Origin of the sequence: Pseudonocardia aurantiaca, assembly GCF_039526725.1 — a bacterium.
In the GTDB taxonomy this organism is placed as follows: domain Bacteria; phylum Actinomycetota; class Actinomycetes; order Mycobacteriales; family Pseudonocardiaceae; genus Pseudonocardia; species Pseudonocardia aurantiaca.
In genome coordinates this window covers 215,443-235,034 of the sequence record NZ_BAAAJG010000026.1, presented here as the reverse complement: position 1 = coordinate 235,034, position 19,592 = coordinate 215,443, and the positions used below count along the sequence as shown (strand labels likewise).

Annotated in this window: 16 protein-coding genes; 9 read left to right on the top strand and 7 right to left on the bottom strand. The window is 73.8% G+C overall.

Going from position 1 to position 19,592, the window contains the following annotated elements; translation table 11 throughout:
- Nucleotides 1–102 precede the first annotated feature (102 nt).
- From ABD143_RS32185 to ABD143_RS32175, 3 genes are all read right to left on the bottom strand, one after another.
- Complete coding sequence (locus tag ABD143_RS32185; protein WP_343985472.1) at nt 103–1,206, bottom strand: hypothetical protein; 1,104 nt, start codon at nt 1,204–1,206, stop codon at nt 103–105.
- Nucleotides 1,207–1,268: 62 nt separating this feature from the next.
- Nucleotides 1,269–2,531, bottom strand: coding sequence for an aldehyde dehydrogenase family protein (locus ABD143_RS32180; protein ID WP_343985470.1), 1,263 nt, complete (start codon nt 2,529–2,531; stop codon nt 1,269–1,271).
- Nucleotides 2,528–2,656, bottom strand: coding sequence for a hypothetical protein (locus ABD143_RS32175; RefSeq protein ID WP_343985468.1), 129 nt, complete (start codon nt 2,654–2,656; stop codon nt 2,528–2,530). Before ABD143_RS32175 ends, ABD143_RS32180 begins: the two co-directional genes overlap by 4 nt.
- Before the next feature lie 57 nt (nt 2,657–2,713).
- Between ABD143_RS32175 and ABD143_RS32170 the strand changes: the two genes are divergently transcribed.
- The 3 genes from ABD143_RS32170 (at nt 2,714) to ABD143_RS32160 (ending at nt 6,504) form a co-directional block, all read left to right on the top strand.
- A complete protein-coding gene (locus ABD143_RS32170) occupies nt 2,714–4,072 on the top strand; it encodes an MFS transporter (protein WP_343985466.1) in 1,359 nt (452 codons plus the stop codon).
- Between the two features lie 429 nt (nt 4,073–4,501).
- Nucleotides 4,502–4,915 (top strand): DUF485 domain-containing protein, encoded by a 414-nt coding sequence (locus tag ABD143_RS32165; protein WP_343985465.1) that lies wholly within the window; start codon nt 4,502–4,504, stop codon nt 4,913–4,915.
- The gene (locus ABD143_RS32160; protein ID WP_379659965.1) at nt 4,912–6,504 is read left to right on the top strand and encodes a solute symporter family protein; all 1,593 of its coding nucleotides are present in this window, start codon (nt 4,912–4,914) and stop codon (nt 6,502–6,504) included. Before ABD143_RS32165 ends, ABD143_RS32160 begins: the two co-directional genes overlap by 4 nt.
- A 14-nt stretch (nt 6,505–6,518) precedes the next feature.
- Here the strand turns inward: ABD143_RS32160 and ABD143_RS32155 are convergent, their stop codons facing one another.
- Nucleotides 6,519–7,373, bottom strand: coding sequence for an exodeoxyribonuclease III (locus tag ABD143_RS32155; protein WP_343985463.1), 855 nt, complete (start codon nt 7,371–7,373; stop codon nt 6,519–6,521).
- Between the two features lie 55 nt (nt 7,374–7,428).
- On the opposite strand from ABD143_RS32155, the gene xylA reads away from it, so the two are divergent.
- The 3 genes from xylA to ABD143_RS32140 are packed head-to-tail and all read left to right on the top strand — an operon-like array spanning nt 7,429 to nt 11,143.
- Nucleotides 7,429–8,616 carry a xylose isomerase gene (gene xylA, locus ABD143_RS32150; RefSeq protein ID WP_343985461.1) on the top strand — a complete coding sequence of 396 codons (1,188 nt, stop codon included), beginning with the start codon at nt 7,429–7,431 and terminating at the stop codon, nt 8,614–8,616.
- Nucleotides 8,613–10,013 carry a xylulokinase gene (locus tag ABD143_RS32145; protein WP_343985459.1) on the top strand — a complete coding sequence of 467 codons (1,401 nt, stop codon included), beginning with the start codon at nt 8,613–8,615 and terminating at the stop codon, nt 10,011–10,013. Before xylA ends, ABD143_RS32145 begins: the two co-directional genes overlap by 4 nt.
- Nucleotides 10,010–11,143 carry an ROK family transcriptional regulator gene (locus ABD143_RS32140; RefSeq protein WP_343985457.1) on the top strand — a complete coding sequence of 378 codons (1,134 nt, stop codon included), beginning with the start codon at nt 10,010–10,012 and terminating at the stop codon, nt 11,141–11,143. The genes ABD143_RS32145 and ABD143_RS32140 overlap by 4 nt, the downstream gene beginning before the upstream one ends.
- A gap of 56 nt (nt 11,144–11,199) precedes the next feature.
- On the opposite strand, the gene ABD143_RS32135 is transcribed toward ABD143_RS32140, so the two are convergent.
- Nucleotides 11,200–11,982: a hypothetical protein gene (locus tag ABD143_RS32135; protein ID WP_343985455.1), complete on the bottom strand. Its 783-nt coding sequence runs from the start codon at nt 11,980–11,982 to the stop codon at nt 11,200–11,202.
- 130 nt (nt 11,983–12,112) lie between these two features.
- On the opposite strand from ABD143_RS32135, the gene ABD143_RS32130 reads away from it, so the two are divergent.
- Both ABD143_RS32130 and ABD143_RS32125 read left to right on the top strand, forming a co-directional pair.
- Nucleotides 12,113–12,802 (top strand): response regulator transcription factor, encoded by a 690-nt coding sequence (locus ABD143_RS32130; RefSeq protein ID WP_343985453.1) that lies wholly within the window; start codon nt 12,113–12,115, stop codon nt 12,800–12,802.
- The gene (locus ABD143_RS32125) at nt 12,799–14,187 is read left to right on the top strand and encodes a HAMP domain-containing sensor histidine kinase (RefSeq protein WP_343985451.1); all 1,389 of its coding nucleotides are present in this window, start codon (nt 12,799–12,801) and stop codon (nt 14,185–14,187) included. The genes ABD143_RS32130 and ABD143_RS32125 overlap by 4 nt, the downstream gene beginning before the upstream one ends.
- A 177-nt stretch (nt 14,188–14,364) precedes the next feature.
- On the opposite strand, the gene ABD143_RS32120 is transcribed toward ABD143_RS32125, so the two are convergent.
- Nucleotides 14,365–15,363, bottom strand: coding sequence for a potassium channel family protein (locus tag ABD143_RS32120; RefSeq protein ID WP_343985870.1), 999 nt, complete (start codon nt 15,361–15,363; stop codon nt 14,365–14,367).
- 165 nt (nt 15,364–15,528) lie between these two features.
- Between ABD143_RS32120 and ABD143_RS32115 the strand changes: the two genes are divergently transcribed.
- The gene (locus ABD143_RS32115; protein WP_343985449.1) at nt 15,529–16,062 is read left to right on the top strand and encodes a DUF1697 domain-containing protein; all 534 of its coding nucleotides are present in this window, start codon (nt 15,529–15,531) and stop codon (nt 16,060–16,062) included.
- Nucleotides 16,063–16,223: 161 nt separating this feature from the next.
- Here ABD143_RS32115 and ABD143_RS32110 read toward each other — a convergent pair whose 3' ends face one another.
- Nucleotides 16,224–19,541 (bottom strand): ATP-dependent helicase, encoded by a 3,318-nt coding sequence (locus ABD143_RS32110; RefSeq protein ID WP_343985447.1) that lies wholly within the window; start codon nt 19,539–19,541, stop codon nt 16,224–16,226.
- Between the last annotated feature and the right edge of the window lie 51 nt (nt 19,542–19,592).

Genomic DNA, 19,592 nt, shown 5'->3' with positions numbered 1-19,592 from the left:
AGGCGCTTCAGCGACAGGCACGAGGCCGAATCTAGTGCCCACCGCCGCGACTCCGGTGCGTATGTGGGTGGATGCAGGGCTTTGCCCGGTGCGCCGGCGCCGCTAGCCGGCGGAGGAGGTCTCCCGCTCGGAAGCGACGGGGCTGCTGACCGGCAGCGGGGTCGGGAGCATCAGTGCAGCCAGGAGCCACCCGAGGAGGGCCGTGATGATCGGCATGCCCGTCCAGAACTCGGCGACCGCGGGCAGCGTTCCCTGGGTGGCCGACGCGACCCCGACGTACAGCGCCCAGATGGCGAACCCCGCGGCCGCGCCGAAGCCCCAGAACGCGTTCCGGCGCTGCGCCGTGGGCCGCAGCCAGCGGGCGAGCAGGTCGACGACCACCCCGGCAGCCACGATCGTCAGTGGGATGGTGAGCTGCTCGAACCCGGTGATCGTGGCCGAGATCAGCGCGGACGCGGAGAAGCAGATCGTCGCCGCGCCCAGCGGCAGGTGCCAGCGCCGCGCGAGCAGCAGCAGCGGCGCGAGCAGGACGACGTTGGTGAGCACGATGTGGCTCGCCAGCATGTCCGCGCGCCCGTCGTCCACAGTGGAGAAGAACTCGACGATGCCGCGGGGGCCGAAGTACAGCGCGTTGCCGTAACTCAGGAAGAGCAGCACGAGGCTCGCGGCGAACGCGAGCGTCACGACGCCGGGCAGCAGCGCGCGCAGCGACGGGCGGGCGAGGTCCGGATCGCCCCAGGCAGCGCGCAGCGGGCTCGTCAGGATGACGATCATCGAGCCGATCAGGCCGAGGTGGCTCGGGCTGAAGAAGATGTCGGTGGTGGTCTCGATGCCGATCACCTCGTGCCACACGAGGTCGATGCCACCCGACACCGCGAACACCGGCAGCGCGACCATCGTCATCCCGTAGCCGACAGGCACGGCGGCGATGCCGCGGCGGCCCTGCTGGACGTGGCCCCACACCGTCCAGAGCACCCACGCGGCGGTGGCCGCGAACCCGCTGTAGAACACGGCGTGCCAAGGGGTGAAGAACGTCTCGAGCTGCGGGAACGTCGAGTGCGCGTACGCGTCGAGGAACAGCCCGAGGGTGAACCACACCGCCAGCACGGTGGTGACCACGTTCGTCCGCATCGACGCGAGCGGGCGCGCCTCACCGGAGCTGCGGAACAGGTACCAGGTCGGCTGTGTCCCCACCGTCGTCGCCATCTGGTCAGCTTCGCAGACCGCGCATTCGACCGGAATGCGGTTATCCGCCTGTTGACGCCGTGTCAGGCGGGTGGCAGCACCACGAACTGGCGCAGCGACAGGTCCAGGTAGGTCACGGGCCCGCGCGGGCCCGGCGTGTGGTCGACGTTGATGCCGGTCTCGGGCAGGCCGAGGAGCTTGTAGCCGTCGAGCAGCCGCGTGGTGGCGTTCCAGAACACCCCGGTACCGGTGTAGGCGTCGACGAACGCGGTGGCGGCGGCCTCGTCCGTGGCGCAGACGGTGGCCGCGAGGCCGGAGGTCTCCCGGGCGGCGGTCTGGGCCGCGTCCACCGGGCCGTCGACGGCGGCGACCGTGACGTGGGCCTCCGAACCCGAGTCGAGTGCCCACTCGTGGCCGAGCGGGTGGGCGTGCGGCGGGAGGGACGGCTCGATGCCGCGCTCGCGCAGCGCTCGCTCGGCGAGCGGCCACAGCCGGTCGTAGGCGGGCCGGTCGATCAGCAGCAGGTTCAGCCGGTTGCACACGCCGAGCCGGTCGGTGCCCTCGGTGACCAGGCGCGTCACATCGGCGTCGGCGGCGCTGGCGTCGAGGTAGAGCACCCCGCCGCCGTCGGCGTGGGCGAGCACCCGCGTGCCGGCGGCCGCGCCGAGCGCCGACAGCTTCCTGGTGACCTCGCCACTCCCCCGCACGACGACGAGCGGCACGAGGCCTGGCAGCCCTACCAACGCCTCGGCGCCCGCGTGCCCCGGCGTCGGCACGAGCTGGACGGCGGCGGCGGGCACCCCGTGCTTCTCCAGCGCGGGTGCGAGCACGAGATCGACGAGCGCGCGGGCCGAGCCCAGGGCGGCGGAGCCGGTGCGCAGCACTGCCGCCGAACGGGCCTTGAGCACCTGCGATGCGACGTCGACGGTGACGTTCGGGCGGGCCTCGAACACCGCGCCGATCACGCCGACCGGCACCCGGCGCTCGAACACCCGCTCCCCGGTCGGGAGCGTTCGGACCTCGCGCTGCAGCGGCGGCTCCGGAGTCTCGGCGAGCACCTCGAGCTGGTGCGCGATGTCGGCGAGCCGCTCGGCACCGAGCCGGAGCCGGTCGAGCAGCCCGGGCGCCATTCCGTTCCGCTCGGCCGCATCGACGTCGACGGCGTTGGCGGCGAGCAGCTCCTCGGCGCGCTCGCGGATGAAGCCGGCCGCGGTGCGGAGTGCGGCGTCGATCGCCGGGCCCCCCGCCGCGCGCACACCCGGGGCGGCAACGGCGGCGCGGAGGGCCGCCTCCCGCACGGCGGTCGCCTCGGGGGAGTCTGTCGGCAGGGCGGTGCTGGTGCTCACCGGGACAGGTTCCCATGCGCGGCGGAGTCCGCGGGTACGCCCGCACGGTCGCACTCGGCGATGGCGGCGAGCAGCGCGGGCGGCCGCGGCAGGCTGCCGGTGTGGGTCGCCCTGATCCGGTCCATCCCGTTCCCTTCGAACCGAGTTGACCTGAACCCCAGGTGAGGTAGCACGATCCTCCGGTGACCGCGGCGCCCGCACCCACAGCCGTCCGAGCCGAGCTGTTCGGACCGGGCCGCCTGGGCACGACGATCGGGTTACTGCTGTTGATCAGCCTCGTCGGGTTCGAGTCGATGGGGGTCGGCACGGCCATGCCCGCTGTGGTCGCCGACCTCGGCGCGGTGTCGCTCTACGCGTGGCCGTTCGTCGCGTTCATGGCCGCTGCCGTCTTCGGGACGGTGCTGGGCGGGCGCTGGTGCGACCGCGCCGGGCCGCGCGCCGCGCTCGTACTCGCACCGCTGCTGTTCGGGGTCGGCCTGGTCGTCGCCGGCACGGCGGTGAGCATGCCGCAACTGCTCGTGGGGCGGGCGCTGCAGGGCCTCGGCTCGGGTGCGCAGGCGGTCGCCGTGTACGTCCTGGTCGCCGTGGTCTACGCCGAGCGCGCCCGCCCGGCCGTGTTCGGGCTCATCTCCTCGGCCTGGGTGCTGCCGTCGCTGCTCGGGCCGCCGGTGGCCGGGGTGCTCACCGAGACGCTCTCCTGGCACTGGGTGTTCCTCGGTCTGGTGCCCTTCGTGCTGGTGGCGGTGGCGCTCGTCGTGCCGGCCGTGCGGCGGTTGGCCCCGCCGGACGCGCACCGGGAGATCGCACCCGGTCGGCGGGGCCTCGTGCCCGCCGCGCTCGGGGCCTCGGCGGGCGTGGCCTCGCTGAGCTGGGCATCGCAGCGCAACGATGCCGTCGCCGTCGTCGTGGCGGCGGTGGCTGTCGTGATCCTCGTTCCCGCACTGGTGCGGCTGTTCCCGCGCGGGGTGTTCCGGGCCGCCCGTGGCATCCCTACCGTCGTGGTCGCCCGCGGACTGCTCGCCGGGGTGTTCTTCACCGTCGCCTCGTACCTGCCGCTGATGCTCCACGGGACGCACGGCTGGTCGCTCGCGCTGGCGGGGTTCCCGCTGATCGCCGGGTCGCTGGGATGGTCGGCCGCGTCGGCGTGGCAGGGGCGCCACCCCGACCTGCCACGCGGCGTGCTGCTGCGCATCGGGTTCGGCGCGCTCGCCGTCGGAACCGTCGGGATGCTACTGGTCGCGCCCGCGTGGGGGCTGCCGTGGCTGGCGCTGCCGTTCTGGGTGCTCGCCGGGATCGGGATGGGGCTCGGGTTCTCGTCGGTGGGGTTCCTCCTGCTGAAGCAGTCCGCCGGGAGCGAGGTGGGCTTCAACTCCTCGGCCGCGCAGATCGCGGACCAGCTCACCACCGCGCTCATGATCGGCGCGGGCGGCGCCCTGCTGGCGCTGCTCGGCTCGCCGGCGGCCGCGCTCCCGCTGCTGATCGCGGTGCTGGCCGCGATGGCGGTACTGGGCGCCGCGCTAGCCGGCCGCGCCGCGTGCTAGCCCTCGACCTCTCCGTGTGCCTGGAAAGGCACATTCCGGGCGCCGGACGACATGAACGTGGCTTTCCTGTCATGGCAGTCCGATCGCGGTTCGCACCGCATGACGTATTGATCCCCGGAGTGCGGAACGCCGAGATTGGCGACATTCGCAATATCCGGGTGCGATTCCGCGGCTGCGATATCACCCCATCGTGGCACACAGTCACCCGTTTCCGATGCATATTTCGACAAATCCGGCGAATCGCCGGGTCCCGGCCCATCAATGGGACCGGACGCGGAAGCGCGCGGGCAGCCGCTACTCTCGGCCGAATCGCAACTCTGCTGCACCGTCGCACTACAGAGGCTGTGTGGAGGAACGTTGACCCAAGCAACAGGTCCCCAGAGTCGACACTCGAGCGAGGCCCGGCGTCGCGCGTACGACTCTCCAGGCATGCAGATCGGAGGCGTCGGGCGGATCGATCCGCAGCTTGAACACGGGTTGCGGGGCACCGGACCCGCCGCCGCATCGCCAGGCGGGGAACCCCTGGACCAACAGGCTCCGGACTGCCTGGCCATCGAGAGCAGCCCCGAGTTCGCTGTACTCCGCTCCAGGCTGCGCCGGTTCGTGTTCCCGATGACGTTCGTGTTCCTGAGCTGGTACCTCACGTTCGTGCTGCTGGCGGCTTATGCCCACGACTTCATGGGCAGGCAGGTCCTCGGCCTGATCACGGTCGGAATGCTGCTGGGCCTGGCGCAGTTCGTCACCACGCTGGCGATCACGTTCACCTACAACCTGTACGCCAAGCGCAAGCTGGACCCGCAGGTCAACCTGGTGCGCGCCCAGGCGGGGGTCGGTCCGGCGTGAACGTCGTGCTGGCGGCCGACGCGATCGGCAACCCAATAGCGAACATCGCGGTGTTCGCGGTGTTCGCGGTGGGCACTTTGGCGCTCGTTTACCGGGTGAGCCGTGGTGGCACGTCCACCGCGGACTACTACGCTGCCGACTCCAGCTTCACCGGCGCGCAGAACGGCATCGCGCTGTCGGGCGACTTCCTGTCGGCGGCCTCGTTCCTCGGCATCGCAGGCAGCATCGCCGTGCACGGCTACGACGGGTTCGTGTACTCCGTCGGCTGGGTCGTCGCGTGGCTGGTCGGCCTCTTGCTGATCGGCGAACTGCTGCGCAATACCGGTCGGTTCACCATGGGCGACGTCATCGCCTACCGGATGCGTCAACGTCCGGTGCGTGCCGCTGCCGCGGTCTCCACGCTGGTGATCTCGTTCTTCTACATGCTGGCGCAGATGGCCGGAGCGGGCGGGCTCGTCGCGCTGCTGCTCAACATCACCGACCGCGCGGGCCAGTCGCTCGTCATCGCGGTCGTAGGCCTGATCATGATCTCGTACGTGCTCGTCGGCGGTATGAAGGGCACCACCTGGGTGCAGATCGTCAAGGCCGCGCTCCTGCTGCTGTGCGTCACCACGATCACGGTCTTCCTGCTGGGCGCGTTCGGCTTCAACTTCTCCTCGATCCTCGAGAAGGCCGTCGCCAACAACCCGCTCGGCGACGCGATCCTGAAGCCGGGCACCCAGTACGGCCGCAACGAGTTGGACTTCGTCTCGCTGGCACTGGCGCTCGTGCTGGGCATCTGCAGCCTGCCGCACGTGCTGATCCGGTTCTACACCGTGCCCAACGCCGTGCAGGCGCGGCGCTCGGTGGTGTGGGCCATCTGCACGATGGTCGTGTTCTACCTGTGCACGCTGGTGATCGGTTACGGGGCCAGTGCACTCGTCGGCTCGCCGGCCATCCTCCAGGCTCCGAGCGGGGAGAACTCCGCGGCGCCGCTGCTGGCGCTGGCGATCGGCGGACCCGTGCTGCTGGGCGTCGTCTCGGCGGTGGCCTTCGCCACCATCCTGGCAGTCGTCGCCGGGCTGACGCTCGCCGCGTCGGCGTCCTTCGCCCACGACGTGTACGCCAACATCATCAAGGGCGGCCGGACCGACCCGCGCGTCGAGGTCAGGGTCGCCCGGATCACCGCCGTGGTGGTCGGCGCGCTGGCGATCCTCGGGGGCATCCTGGCGAACGGCCAGAACGTGGCGTTCCTCGTGGCGCTGGCGCTGGCGCTCGCCGCGTCGGCGAACCTGTCCACGATCTTGTACGCGCTGTTCTGGAAACGGTTCAACACCGCAGGCGCCTTGTGGAGCCTCTACGGCGGCCTCGGCTCCTGCCTGCTGCTGATCGCGTTCTCGCCGGTGGTGTCGGGCGCCCCCACGTCGATCTTCCCGATGGTCGACTTCCACGTGTTCCCGCTGAACAACCCCGGCATCGTCTCGATACCGCTCTCGTTCATCTGCGGCTTCGTCGGCACGATGTTCGGCCGCCGCAACGAGCGCCCGTACGCGCAGAAGGAGATGGAAGTCCGATCCCTGACGGGCATCGGCGCCAACCTCCGCCGCTAGCGGCCAGGCCCCTCCTAGGACCGGTGCGGCAGCTTCTTCGGGGTGGACGGCGGCGGCACCACCGGGCCGATGTCGCCGTCCGGCGCGGAGTCGAGATCCACGATCACCGGGGCGTGATCGCTCGGGCCGCTGCCCTTGCGTGCCTTGCGGTCCACCCACGCCGCCGCCACCCGGCCGGCCGGGTCGGTGCCCGCGAGCACCAGGTCGATGCGCATCCCGAGGTCCTGGTGGAAGCGCCCGGCCCGGTAGTCCCAGTACGTGAAGACCCGCTCGGTCGGCCAGCGGTCGCGCACCACGTCATGCAGGCCGACGCCCTTGATCTCGGCCAGCGCCTTTCGCTCCGCGGGCGTCACGTGTGTCGAGTCGACGAACAGCGCGGGGTCCCACAGGTCGTCGTCGGTGGGCGCGATGTTCATGTCGCCCGCCACGACGGCGTTCGCCGGTGTCGCCACCGACTCGCGCAGGGCCGTCAGCCACTCCAGCTTGTAGAGGTAGTGCGGATCGTCGGGGGTGCGTCCGTTGGGCACGTACACCGACGTGACGCGCAGCCCGCCACACGTGGCCGTGACGGCGCGGGCCTCGGCCGGGGAGTCCGGCGCCGGGAAACGCGGCTCGCCGGCAAGGCCGCGCACGACGTCCTCGAGCCCGACGCGCGACAGCAGCGCCACCCCGTTCCAGCGGCCCTCCCCGTAGTGCGCCACCGCGTACCCGCGCTCGGCCAGCGGCGCCGCGAAGGACTCCGCGAAGGCGTCGTCGGAGAGCTTCGTCTCCTGCAGGCACACCACATCGGGTGCACGCTCGTCCAGCCACGGCAGCAACCGGGGCAGCCGGGAGAGGGCGGAGTTCACGTTCCACGTAGCCAGACGCACTCGGAGCACGGTACCGTGGCGGAGTTTGTACGATGGCCGAACAAAGGGGTTTCCCATGCCGCAGCCCACCCGTGAGGATCACTTCAGCTTCGGACTGTGGACGGTGGGGTGGCCGGCCCGCGACCCGTTCGGCGACGCCACCCGGCCCGCGCTCGACCCGGTCGAGTCCGTGCACCGGCTCTCGGAGCTGGGCGCCTGGGGCGTCACGTTCCACGACGACGACCTGATCCCGTTCGGTTCCGACGCGGCCGAGCGCGACCGGCTCGTCACCCGCTTCAAGGCGGCGCTGGAGGCGACCGGGTTGGTCGTCCCGATGATGACGACCAACCTGTTCACCCACCCCGTCTTCAAGGACGGCGCGTTCACGAGCAACGACCGCGGCGTGCGCCGGTTCGCCCTGCGCAAGGTGCTCCGCAACCTCGACCTCGCCGCCGAGCTGGGCGCGAAGACCTACGTGTTCTGGGGTGGGCGCGAGGGCGCCGAGGTCGACTCGGGCAAGGACATCGCCGCAGCGCTCGACCGCTACCGCGAGGGCATCGACCTGCTCGCCGCGTACGTCAAGGAGCAGGGCTACGGGATCCGCTTCGCCATCGAGCCCAAGCCGAACGAGCCCCGTGGCGACATCCTGCTGCCCACCCTCGGCCACGCGCTCGCGTTCATCGCCGAGCTGGAGCACGGCGACATCGTGGGCGTGAACCCCGAGGTCGGCCACGAGCAGATGGCCGGGCTCAACTACACCGCGAGCATCGCGCAGGCGCTGTGGGCGGGCAAGCTCTTCCACATCGACCTGAACGGACAGCGCGGCATCAAGTACGACCAGGACCTCGTCTTCGGCCACGGCGACCTGATGAACGCCTTCTCCACCGTCGACCTGCTGGAGAACGGCGCGCCCGGTGGCGGGCCGCGTTACGACGGCCCGCGCCACTTCGACTACAAGCCGCTGCGCACCGAGGACATCGAGGGCGTCTGGGCCTCGGCCGCCGCCAACATGAGCACGTACCTGCTCCTCAAGGAGCGCGCCGCGGCCTTCCGCGCCGACCCGGAGGTGGCCGAGGCGCTCGCGGTGTCCGGCGTTGCGGACCTGGCCAAGCCCACCCTGAACCCGAACGAGACCGTGGCCGACCTCGTGGCCGACCGCTCCGCCTTCGAGGACTACGACGCCGACAAGGCAGGCGAGCGCGGCTACGGCTACGTGCGGCTCAACCAGCTGGCGGTGGAGCACCTGCTGGGCGCCCGGTCATGAGTCTCGTTGCTGGGATCGACTCGTCGACCCAGTCCTGCACCGTCGTCATCCGGGACGCCGCGACCGGCGAGCTGGTCCGCTCCGGCCGGGCGCCGCACCCGCCCGGCACCGAGGTCGACCCGAACGCGTGGTGGGACGCCCTACAGGGCGCGATCGCCGACGCGGGCGGGCTCGACGGCGTCGAGGCGATGGCCGTCGCCGGGCAGCAGCACGGGATGGTCTGCCTCGACGCCGATGGCGAGGTCGTGCGGCCCGCGCTGCTGTGGAACGACACCCGTTCCGCGGGCGCGGCCGCCGACCTCGTCGCCGAGCTGGGCGCGAAGGAATGGGCCGCGGCCGTCGGGCTCGTGCCGGTGGCCTCGTTCACCGCGACGAAGCTGCGCTGGCTCGCAACCCACGAACCGGAGAACGCGGCGCGCACGGCGGCCGTGTGCCTCCCGCACGACTGGCTCACGTGGAGGCTGCGCGGCACCGGCTCGCTCGACGACCTGGTGACCGACCGCTCCGACGCCAGCGGCACCGGCTACTTCTCCGGGATCACCGGGGAGTACCGGCTCGACCTGCTGGAACGCGCGTTCGGACGGGCGGACGTGCGGCTGCCGCGGGTGCTGGGGCCCGCCGAGGCGGCCGGTCGCACCCCCGACGGTGTGCTGCTCGGTCCGGGCGCGGGCGACAACGCCGGGGCGGCGCTGGGGCTCGGCGCGGGCGACGGCGACGTGGTCGTCTCGCTCGGCACGTCCGGCGTCGTGTCCGCCGTGACGACCACGGCCGCCGCCGACGACACGGGCATCATCGCCGGCTTCGCCTCCGCGACCGGTGAGAACCTGCCGATCGTCGTCACGCTGAACTCGGCGCGGGTGCTCGACGCGACCGCGCGGATCCTCGGCGTCGACCACGACGAGCTCGCCCGGCTCGCGCTGTCGGCGCCCGCGGGGGCGGACGGGCTGGTGCTCGTGCCCTACCTGGAGGGCGAGCGCACCCCGAACCGTCCGGACGCCACGGGCGCGCTGCACGGGCTCACGCTGACAAGTTGCACACCCGCGCACGTCGCACGCGCCGCCGTCGAGGGCCTGCTCTGCGGCCTCGCCGACGCGCTCGACGCCCTGGTGACGGCCGGGGTGTCGGTGCGGAGAGCGCTCCTCGTCGGCGGCGCGGCCCGGTCTGACGCGGTGGCGCGTATCGCGCCGGCGGTGTTCGGCAGGCCGGTGCTGCGGCCGACGCCCGGCGAGTACGTCGCCGACGGCGCCGCCCGGCAGGCCGCCTGGGTGCTCGCTGGCGGCGATGGGCCCCCGGAGTGGACGGCCGCCGACACGGAGACCTTCGAGGCCGACCCCACCCCGTTCGTCCGCGAGCGGTATGCGCAGGTGCGCGAGCTGACGGCGCCCCGCCGCCCGTGACCACATCCGAGCGCGGTGCCGCCGGGCAGCACACCGTCCGGCGGCACAACCTGGCGCTCGTGCTGCGGGAGGTCGCGGGGCCGGAGCCCGTCTCGCGGGCTGCCGTTGCGGCGCGCACCGGCCTCACCAGGGGCACCGTGTCGTCGCTGGTGGAGGAGCTGATCGCGGCCGGGCTCGTCACGGAGCTGGCGGCCCCGCGAGGCGGCACCGGACGGCCCGCGAGCCCGCTGCGGCTCGACCCGACCGGCCCTGCGGGGCTTGGCGTCGAGATCGGGGTGGACGCGGTCGCCGCCTGCGTCGTCGACCTCACCGGGTCGGTGCGCGCCCGCCGCTCGGTGCCGTCCGACCACCGCGACGCCGCCCCGCCCGCCGGGCTCGCGACGGCCGCGGCGCTCGCCGCGGAGGTGGTCGCCGAGGCCGGGCTGGAGATCGCCGGGGCAGCGGTGGCGCTGCCCGGCGTCGTCGGCAGGGGCGGGGTGCTGGAGCGGGCGCCGAACCTCCCCCGCTGGGTGGACGTGGCCGTCGGTGAGGAGCTGGGAACCCGCCTCGGCGAGCTCCCGGTCCTGGCCGGGAACGAGGCCGACCTCGCCGCGCTCGCGGAGCTGTGGTCGGGCGGCCCGGCCGACGCCGTGTACGTCTCGGGTGGCATCGGCGTGGGCGCCGGCATCGTGCTCTCCGGTCGGCTCTTCCGTGGCGCGGGGGGCCGGGCCGGGGAGATCGGGCACGTCGTCGTCGACCCGGACGGGCCGCCGTGCCATTGCGGCGGCCGCGGGTGCCTGGAGACGGCCGCCGGCCTGGAGACGCTGCTGCGCGAAACCGGCGCCGCCGACCTGAACGCGCTGGCGGCGGCCCCTCCCATCGGCCCGCTCGCCCGCGCCGGGCGGGCGCTCGGGGTGGCGCTGGCCGGCGCGATCAACCTGCTCGACGTGCCCGCGGTGGTGCTCGGTGGGATCTACCCGCGGTGCGGGCCGGTGCTGCTCGACGCCGTGCGGGCCGAGCTGGCCGTGCGCGTCCTGTCCCGCCCGGCGGTGCAGGTCACCTACTCGACGCTCGGCCCGGACGGAGCCCTGAGAGGGGCAGCGACATCGGTCGTACAAGATCTGTTGTCCGACCCTGGTGGTCGGCGGTGATCATCGGAAATGGTGTGGGAGCGGCTGATCTGTCGCTCCCACACCATTTCCCGTGATCACGAAGCGTGCGGCAGCACCCGGATGCCCTCCGCGCGGATCGTGCTCCCGTCCGCCGCCACGCCCGTCAGCACCACCACGTCGCCGACGGCGGGCTTCTGCGACAGTGCCGAGACGTCAGCGGCCACGGTGAGGCCCTCGACCGAGACGACCGTGGCGCGGTCGCCGGTCAGCGCCGTGACCGTGCCGGTCACGCGGGCCTGCGGCGCCCAGACCGTGACGGCGGTCGCGGCGTCGCCCGTGCCCTGCACGCGCACGACCACCCGCTCGCCGGTCTGGAGGTCGCCGAGGGCGTTGTTGCCCGCACCCGCCACGCGGGTGTCGCCGTCGGTGCGGAGGGTGCGCTGCGCGCCCCCGTCCACGGCGACGACCAGCGTGCCGTTGCCCGCCGAGACGACCGTGCCGGTGACGACCGGGCCGTCCCCGGACGCGAACGGGCCGCCCTCGTCGTAGCCGCCCCGGTCACCCCCGCGCCCTGGACCGCCCTGCCACGGACCGCCCTGCCCCGGACCGCCCTGCCCCGGGCCGCCCTGCCACGGCCCCCCGCGGTGGTCCATCTCGGTCACCCAGTCGCCGCGGCCGTCCCCGGGGCCGAACCAGCCACGGTCGCGGTCCGGGATCAGCAGCGCGGCGACGACCCCGCCGACGAGCAGGCCCGCGACGATCGTCGCGCCGATGATGAACCCCCGGCTGCGCAGCCGCGATCGGCGGGCCGGCGGCGGCGGTGGTGGTGGTGGTGGTGGCGCCGGGCTCTCGGTTGTGGGCGGTTCGCTTGTGGTCATGTCGTTCCCCCTGGGTGGTCGGTTCTTCAACACCGACAGTTCCGCCCGTTCCTGAACCGCACCTGAAGCCGCGCACCTCCTTCAGCCGATCTTCAGGACGGCGGCGCGGGTCCATTGCAGAATGGGGCGCATGACCGCGCGGGTGCTGGTGGTGGAGGACGCCGAGGCGATCCGCACCGCCGTGCTCGCCGGGCTCGCCGAGGCCGGGTTCGGCGCGTCCGGCCGCGCGTGCGGGCGCACGCTCGAGGACGACCTCGCCGCGTTCCGCCCCGACCTGGTCGTGCTCGACGTCATGCTCCCCGGCCGCGACGGTTTCGCGCTCCTCGACGTCGTGCGCAGGAACAGCGACGCGGGGGTCGTGATGCTGACCGCCCGCGACGCGGTCGACGATCGCCTCCGCGGCCTGCACGGCGGCGCCGACGACTACGTGGTGAAGCCGTTCGCGCTGGCCGAGCTGGTCGCCCGGGTCACGGCCGTGCTTCGGCGGATGGGCCGCACCCCGGCCACGGTCGAGGTGGGTGACCTGCTCATCGACGCGGGCGCTGGTTCGGTGCGCCGCGGCGGCGTACCGATCGAGCTGACGGCCACCGAGCTACGGCTGCTCGACTACCTCGCCGCCCAGCGCGGCCGGGTCGTCAGCAAAGGTCAGATCCTGACCCGCGTGTGGGGCTACTCCGACTACGACCCGAACCTCGTCGAGGTGCACGTCTCGGCGCTGCGGCGCAAGCTCGGCGAGCCGCGGCTGGTGCACACCGTGCGCGGGCTGGGGTACGTGCTGCGGGTGGGCGGCGACGCCGACCCGGCCGAGGCCCACACGTGAGGAAGACGCCGGCGCGCCTGCGCACGGTCTCGCTGCGGCGCCGGGTGACCGCGCTGAGCATGCTGGTGCTCGCCGCCGTGCTGCTGCTGGTCGGTGTCCTGACCGACGTCGTGTTCGCCGCGCAGACCCGCGCCGAGCTGCGCGAGCAGCTGAACGTCCGCGCCGGGCTCGCCGGCCAGCTCGTGGAGCAGGGGGTGCCCGCCGGGGAGGTCGCCCGCCGGGTGGAGGCGCCGGGCATCCGGGCCGAGGTCGTCTCCCCGAGCGGCACGGTCTATGAGGGCGACGTCGGCGACCGGTTCCCGCACGGGCCACCGTGGCGGCCCGACGGCGAAGGCGGCGGCTGGTGGGACGGCGCCGGGGCGACCAACCGCGACGGGCGCGAGGACCAGGTGCTGCAGCAGCCCCTCGCCGACGGCTCCCAGCTCAGGCTCGTCGCGAGCGGCGGCGCGGTGTCCTCGGCGCAGCAGCTGCTCCGCCGCACCCTGCTCGGGCTCTCCATCGCGGCGCTCGTGGTCGCCGGTCTCGTCACGCTGCTGACCACCCGGTTCGCCCTTGCCCCGCTCGACGCCATGACGGGCCTCGCGCGGTCCATCACGCGCGGCGACCGCGGCCGCCGGCTCGCCCCGTCCCGGACCGACACGGAGCTGGGCCGCACGGCAGCCGCGTTCGACGCGATGCTCGACGAGCTCGAAGGGGCCGAGGCCACGGCGCGTATGTCGGAGGCCAGGACCAGGCAGTTCGTCGCCGACGCCGCCCACGAGCTGCGCACGCCGCTCGCCGGGGTGCAGGCCGTCGCCGAGGCCGCGATCGCACCGGGGCTCCCGACGGAGGAGCGGGAGCGGCTGCACCTCCTGCTGTTGCGGGAGAGCCGCCGCGCCGGGCGGCTCGTGGACGACCTGCTCGTGCTCGCCCGGCTGGACGCGGGCCTCGATCTGCGCCGCGAGCCCGTGGACGTGCTGGATCTGGCGGAGTCCGAGGCCGAGCGCGTGCGGCTGCTCGCGCCGGACCGGACGATCGAGGTCGGCGGCGACCACGTCACCGTCGTCGGCGACCCCGCGCGGCTGGGCCAGGTGCTCGCCAACCTGCTCGACAACGCCCGCCGCCACGCGGGCACCGACGGCCGGATCGGCGTGTCCGTCACGGCGAACGGGTGGGTGACGGTGCTCGTCACCGACTCCGGGCCGGGTGTCCCGCCCGCGGACCGGGAGCGGATCTTCGACCGGCTCGTGCGGCTCGACGACGCCCGATCTGGAGACGGCGGCGCCGGTCTCGGGCTCGCGATCGCCCGTGGCATCGCCCGCGCCCACGGCGGCGACCTGCGTTGCGTCGACCCGCCGAGCGGGATGGGGGCGGCGTTCGCGTTCGTGCTGCCCCGGGCGTCCTAGCCTAGGAGGGTGCTGAAAAGCTCCGGCCGCAGCGAGCGGGGTCCAGGTGGTGTCATCGCAAGGCGGACGGCCGGGCCGATACCGTTGTTGTATCGGCCCGGCCGTCCAACGCGGCGAGGGCGCCGCCTGGGCGACGCGCAGTAGGCCCGAGCTTTTCAGCGCGCTCCTAGTCCTAGCCTAGTCCTCGTCGGGCGGCGAGGCCTTGCGGACGTAGAGCAGCCGGTCGCCGCGCTCCAGGGCGTCGACGGCCGAGGCGTCCACGCGGTAGAGGTCGTCGCCGCGCACCACGCCGAGCACGATGTCGGCCATGTGCCGCGGCGAGCCGCCGACCTCGGACTCCTCCACCGGGCGCTCGCTGATCGCGAACCCCGCGTCCGGGGTGATCAGGTCCTCCACGACCTCGACGACCGCGGGCGTGGTGGTGGCCATCCCCAGCAGGCGCCCCGCCGTCTCCGCCGAGACGATCACCGAGTTCGCGCCGGACTGCCGCAGCAGGTGCACGTTCTCCGACTCCCGCACCGACGCCACGATCCGGACGTCCGGGGCCAGCTCGCGGGCGGTCAGCGTGACGAGCACGGCGGTGTCGTCGCGGTTGGTGGCGACGACGATCGCGGCCGCCTGCTGCAGCCCGGCGATCCGCAGCACGCTCGACCGGGTGGCGTTGCCGGTGACGGTGACCAGCCCGAGCGCGGACGCTGCGTCGAGCTGGGTGCGGTCGGTGTCGACGACCACGATGTTGGAGGGGTCGGCGCCGTCGCCGAGCAGCGTCTCGACCGCTGCCCGGCCCTTCGTGCCGTAGCCGACGACGACGGTGTGGTTCCGCACGCGGGACCTCCAGCGCTCGATGCGAACGGCCTGCCGGGAGCGCTCGGTGAGCAGCTCCACGGTGGTCCCGACCAGCACGATCAGGAACAGCAGCCGCAACGGCGTGATGACGATCGTGGTCAGGAGCCGCGCTTCCGGCGTGACCGGGACGATGTCGCCGTAGCCCGTGGTCGAGAGCGACACGGTGGCGTAGTAGAAGGCGTCGCCGAGCGAGATCGGCGTGGTGCTGTTGTTGTCCTTGTAGCCGTCGCCGCCGAAGTAGACGACGAGCGCCGCGGCAGCGAGCGCGCCGAACGCGATGGCCAGCCTGCGCAGCAGCGCCACGAGGGGGCTCGCGCGCGTCTCGGGCATGCGGATGAGCCCGACCAGCGTCGGGTCGGCCAGCGGCCGGCGCGGCTCGGTCCTCACGGCGCGTGAGACTAGCCGCAGGCGACAGGGTCCACTGCGGCGCCCGGCCGCTCGGGTGATCTCCGTGATCTCGCCCTCGGCCAGGGTGATCGTCGTACGCTGCGCGCTATGCCCCGATATGTCGTGCTGCTGCGCGGGATCAACGTCGGGAAGGCCAAGCGGGTGGCGATGGCCGACCTGCGCGCGCTGCTCGGCGACCTCGGCTACACGGACGTGAAGACGGTGCTCAACAGCGGCAACGCCGTGCTGACGGGCGCGGAGGCCCCGCCCGCCGAGCATGCCGTCCGCATCGAGGCCGCGATCGCCGAGCGCCTCGGGATGGACGTGCGCACGGTGGTGCTCACGGGCGACGAGCTGCGCTCGGTCGTCGAGGGGCATCCCTTCGCCGAGATCGCGGACAACGGCTCGCGGATGATGGCCTACGTCTACCTGTCGCCGGTGGAGCCCGTGTTGATCAAGGGGAACGAGGTCGTCCCGCAGGACCCGGACCGGGCCCGTCTCGGCGCCCGCGCCGCGTACCAGTGGTGCCCGGACGGCCTGATGGCCGCGCCCGACATGGGTGGCTACCTCACCGAGCGGCTCGGCGTCGGGGTGACCGCGCGCAACTGGAACACGATCGCGAAGCTCGCGGAGCTGTTTTAGGAGGGTCCTGAACAACTCCGCCCGTAGCGAGCGGCGTCCAGGTGGGTGCATCGCAAGGCGGACGATCGGGCCGATACCGCTGTTGTATCGGCCCGATCGTCCAACGCCGCGAGGTGCCCGCCTGGGCGACGCGCAGTAGGGCCGAGTTGTTCAGGGCGCTCCTAGGCCACCGGCACCGACGCCAGCAGGTCCCGCAGGCCGTCGGCGTCGAGCAGGTGCTCCGGGCGCAGCGTCACGTCGTGGCGGACGAAGTGGAACACCGCCCTGACCTGCTCGGGGTCGCACCCGGCGAGCGCCGCCCACGCGAGCCGGTACGCCGCGAGCTGCACCGCGAGCGAGGGCATCCGGGCCTCGACGGGCAGCGCGCCGGTCTTCCAGTCGACGACGGTGTAGCCGCCGTCCGGATCGGCGTAGACGGCGTCCAGCCGGCCGCGCACCCCCACCCCGGCGACGACCGTCTCGAACGGCACCTCCGCCTCGATCGGCCTCCGGTCGGCCCACTCGCTCGCGAGGAACGCGTCCTGCAGCTCGGCGAGGTCGTCGTCGGGCGCCGCGCCCTCGTCGGCCGCGCCCGGCAGCTCGTCGAGGTCCAGAAGCTGCGCCGCGCCGAACCGCTGCTCCAGCCACGCGTGGAACGCCGTGCCGCGGCGGGCGTGCGGGTTCGGAGGCAGCGGGAGCGGCCGGCGCAGCCTCGCGGCGAGCGCGGCCGGGTCGGCCGCGAGGTCCACGAGCTGGCTCACCGACAGCTGCGGGGGCAGCGCCACCGCGGGCCGGGCACGGGCCGCGGCCCGCTCGGCGAGCAGCACCTCGACGTCGGCGGCCCAGCCCTCGGGGTCGTCCTCGTCCGGGTCCGGCTCCTCCGGGTCCAGCTGGGGCGCGTCGGCGGCGGCCAGCAGGTCGAGCTGCGCACCCGGCTCGGCCGCGTCGGCGTGGGCGGCGCGCAGCTCGTCGAGCTCGCGGATGGCGGCGCGGACGAGGTCGGCGCCCGCGTGCACCGCCGCGGAGCGATCCCCGAGCGGGTCGGCGGGCCAGAGCGCCGTGGGCTGGTCGAGCGTCGCCGGGTTCACGGCGTCCGCCTCGGGCTCGTCGGCCCACTGCTCGGCGCCGTGCGCTGCGGCGATCTCGACGAGGAACTCCGACGGCTCACGCGGCTTCTCCCCGGCCGCGCCCCACCGGTGCCCCGACGCCAGCAGCACGTGCTCCGAGCGGGTCAGCGCCACGTAGAACAGCCGCCGCTCCTCGGCGAGCCGCCGCTCGTCGAGGGCCTCGGAGTGCGCCTTGACGGCGTCCTCGAGCTGCTTGCGGTCGCCGTCGGGGGGAAGGTCGAGCTGCGGCAGGTCGTGCGCGTCGCCGCGCAGGGCGACGGGCAGCTCGGCGGGATTGGTGAGCCACGTGCCGCTGATCTTGCGCCCGGGGAAGACCTGGGAGACCAGGTGCGGGATCGCCACGACCTCCCACTCGAGGCCCTTGGCCGCGTGCACCGTGAGCACCTGCACGCGGTCGGGCGTGACCTCCACCTCACCCGGGCTGAGCCCGTCCTCGGCCTTCTCAGCGGTCTCCAGGTAGTCCAGCAGGGCGGGCAGCGTCGGGACCTCGGCGCCCGAGGCGAAGTCGGCGACGACGTCGGCGAAGGCGTCCAGGTGGGCCCGGCCCACCGGGCCGGGCCGCGCCGCGCTCTCGGCGTCGAGCAGGAGCATCCGCTCGGCGTCGGCGACCAGGTCCGTGAGCGGGGCGGACGCCCGCGACCGCAGCCACCCGAGCTCCCGGGCCAACCGCGAGATCCGCGCGAAACCCGCCTGCGAGTACCGCTCCGGCTCCCCCGGGTCGTCCAGTGCGTCGACGAGCCCGGCCTGCTCCGCCTGCTCGCCGGGCAGCGCGCCGATCGCGAGTTCGGTGGGCGAGAGCGGCCCCTGCCGGGCCGGCTGCCCGGGCACGATCTCCCGGGCCCGCTGCCACAGCGCGGCGAGGTCGGCGACACCGAGGCGCCAGCGGGCGCCCGTGAGCAACCGCGCGGCGGCCGGGCCGGCGAGCGGATCGGCCACCAGCCGCAGCGCGCTGACCAGGTCACGGACCTCCGGTGTGTCGAGCAGCCCGCCCAGCCCGACGACCTCCACGGGCAGGCCCCTGGCCCGTAGGGCGGCAGCGATCGCGTCCATGTCGGCGCGCCTGCGCACCAGCACCGCCGACGTCGGCGGTGTCTCCTCGGCGGCCTGCCAGTGCCCGGCGATCGCGTCGGCCATCCAGGCGATCTCAGTGGCGACGTCGGGGAGCAGCGCGACGCGGACGTCTCCCTCGCGGGCGCCGGGCCCCGCCCGCAGCTCCCCCACCCCGACCGCGCCGGGCACCGCGCGCAGCGGTGCCGACGCGGCGTTGGCCAGCGTGAGCACCTCCGACGGGTTGCGGAAGCTCGTGAGCAGCCCGTACTCCTCGGCGGGCGCACCCTCCGGCCCGGGGAAGTCGGTGCGGAACCGGACGAGGTTGCCCGCGCTCGCGCCGCGCCAGCCGTAGATCGACTGGCACGGGTCGCCCACCGCCGTGACGGCCGGACCGTCGGCCCGGACCGGCTCGCCGGGCGGTGTGCCGAACAGCGCGCGCAGCAGCACCCGCTGCGCGTGCCCGGTGTCCTGGTACTCGTCGAGAAGCACGGCCCGGTAGGTCGCCCGCTCGGTCGATCCGACCTCCGGGTGGTCGGCGGCCACCCGGGCCGCGATCGTGAGCTGGTCGGAGAAGTCGACGGCCCGTTCCGCGCGTTTGCGGGCGGCGAAGGCCTCGACGAGCGGGAGCAGCGCCATCCGCTGGCGCTGGGCGTCCATCCACCTCTTGTAGGTCTGCGACGGCTCGGCGCGCTGTCTCTTCCCGGGAGCGGCGTTCGACAGGATCGCGAGCAGCGGCTCGGCGTGCAGGCGCACCGCTTCCGGGTCGACGAGGTGCTCCCCCAGCTCACCGGCGAGGGCCAGCAGGCGCTGGGTGACGGTGGCCGGCACGAGGTCGACGTCCAGGTCCTCCGCCCAGCTCGTGACGACCCGGTGGGCGAGCTGCCACGACGCCGTCTGCCCGAGCAGCCGGGCCGCGGGCTCGGCGGGCAGCCGGAGGGCGTGCTCGCCGACGAGCCGCCCCGCGTAGGCGTGGTAGGTGGCGATCGTGGGCTCCCCGGCGAGCGCTGCCGCGCGCCGCGCGCCGCTCGGGTCGATCTCGTCGAGCAGACGCGAACCCGCGAGCCGACGCAACCGCGACCGCACCCGCGCCCCGAGCTGCTGCGCTGCTTTGCGGGTGAACGTCAGGCCGAGCACCTGCTCGGGCAGCACCTCGCCGGTGGCGACGAGCCAGACGACGCGAGCGGCCATCGTCTCCGTCTTGCCCGCCCCGGCGCCCGCGACGACGAGCGCGGGCCGTGCCGGAGCCGCGATCACCGCGGCCTGCTCGTCCGTGGGCGGCGGCAGGCCGAGCGCCGTCGCCAGCGCCCGTGGGGTGAGCTCCACGCGGCTCTTTCTACCGGACAGCTTCTACCGGATAGCGCAGCAGGGACCGGA

Bases quoted from the DNA above. Each gene is read 5' to 3' on its own strand.
- ABD143_RS32185 (WP_343985472.1), bottom strand. From the start codon at position 1,206: ATGGCGACGACGGTGGGGACACAGCCGACCTGGTACCTGTTCCGCAGC.
- ABD143_RS32175 (WP_343985468.1), bottom strand. From the start codon at position 2,656: ATGGACCGGATCAGGGCGACCCACACCGGCAGCCTGCCGCGGCCGCCC.
- ABD143_RS32165 (WP_343985465.1), top strand. From the start codon at position 4,502: ATGCAGATCGGAGGCGTCGGGCGGATCGATCCGCAGCTTGAACACGGG.
- xylA (WP_343985461.1), top strand. From the start codon at position 7,429: ATGCCGCAGCCCACCCGTGAGGATCACTTCAGCTTCGGACTGTGGACG.
- ABD143_RS32145 (WP_343985459.1), top strand. From the start codon at position 8,613: ATGAGTCTCGTTGCTGGGATCGACTCGTCGACCCAGTCCTGCACCGTC.
- ABD143_RS32135 (WP_343985455.1), bottom strand. From the start codon at position 11,982: ATGACCACAAGCGAACCGCCCACAACCGAGAGCCCGGCGCCACCACCA.
- ABD143_RS32130 (WP_343985453.1), top strand. From the start codon at position 12,113: ATGACCGCGCGGGTGCTGGTGGTGGAGGACGCCGAGGCGATCCGCACC.
- ABD143_RS32120 (WP_343985870.1), bottom strand. From the start codon at position 15,363: ATGCCCGAGACGCGCGCGAGCCCCCTCGTGGCGCTGCTGCGCAGGCTG.
- ABD143_RS32115 (WP_343985449.1), top strand. From the start codon at position 15,529: ATGCCCCGATATGTCGTGCTGCTGCGCGGGATCAACGTCGGGAAGGCC.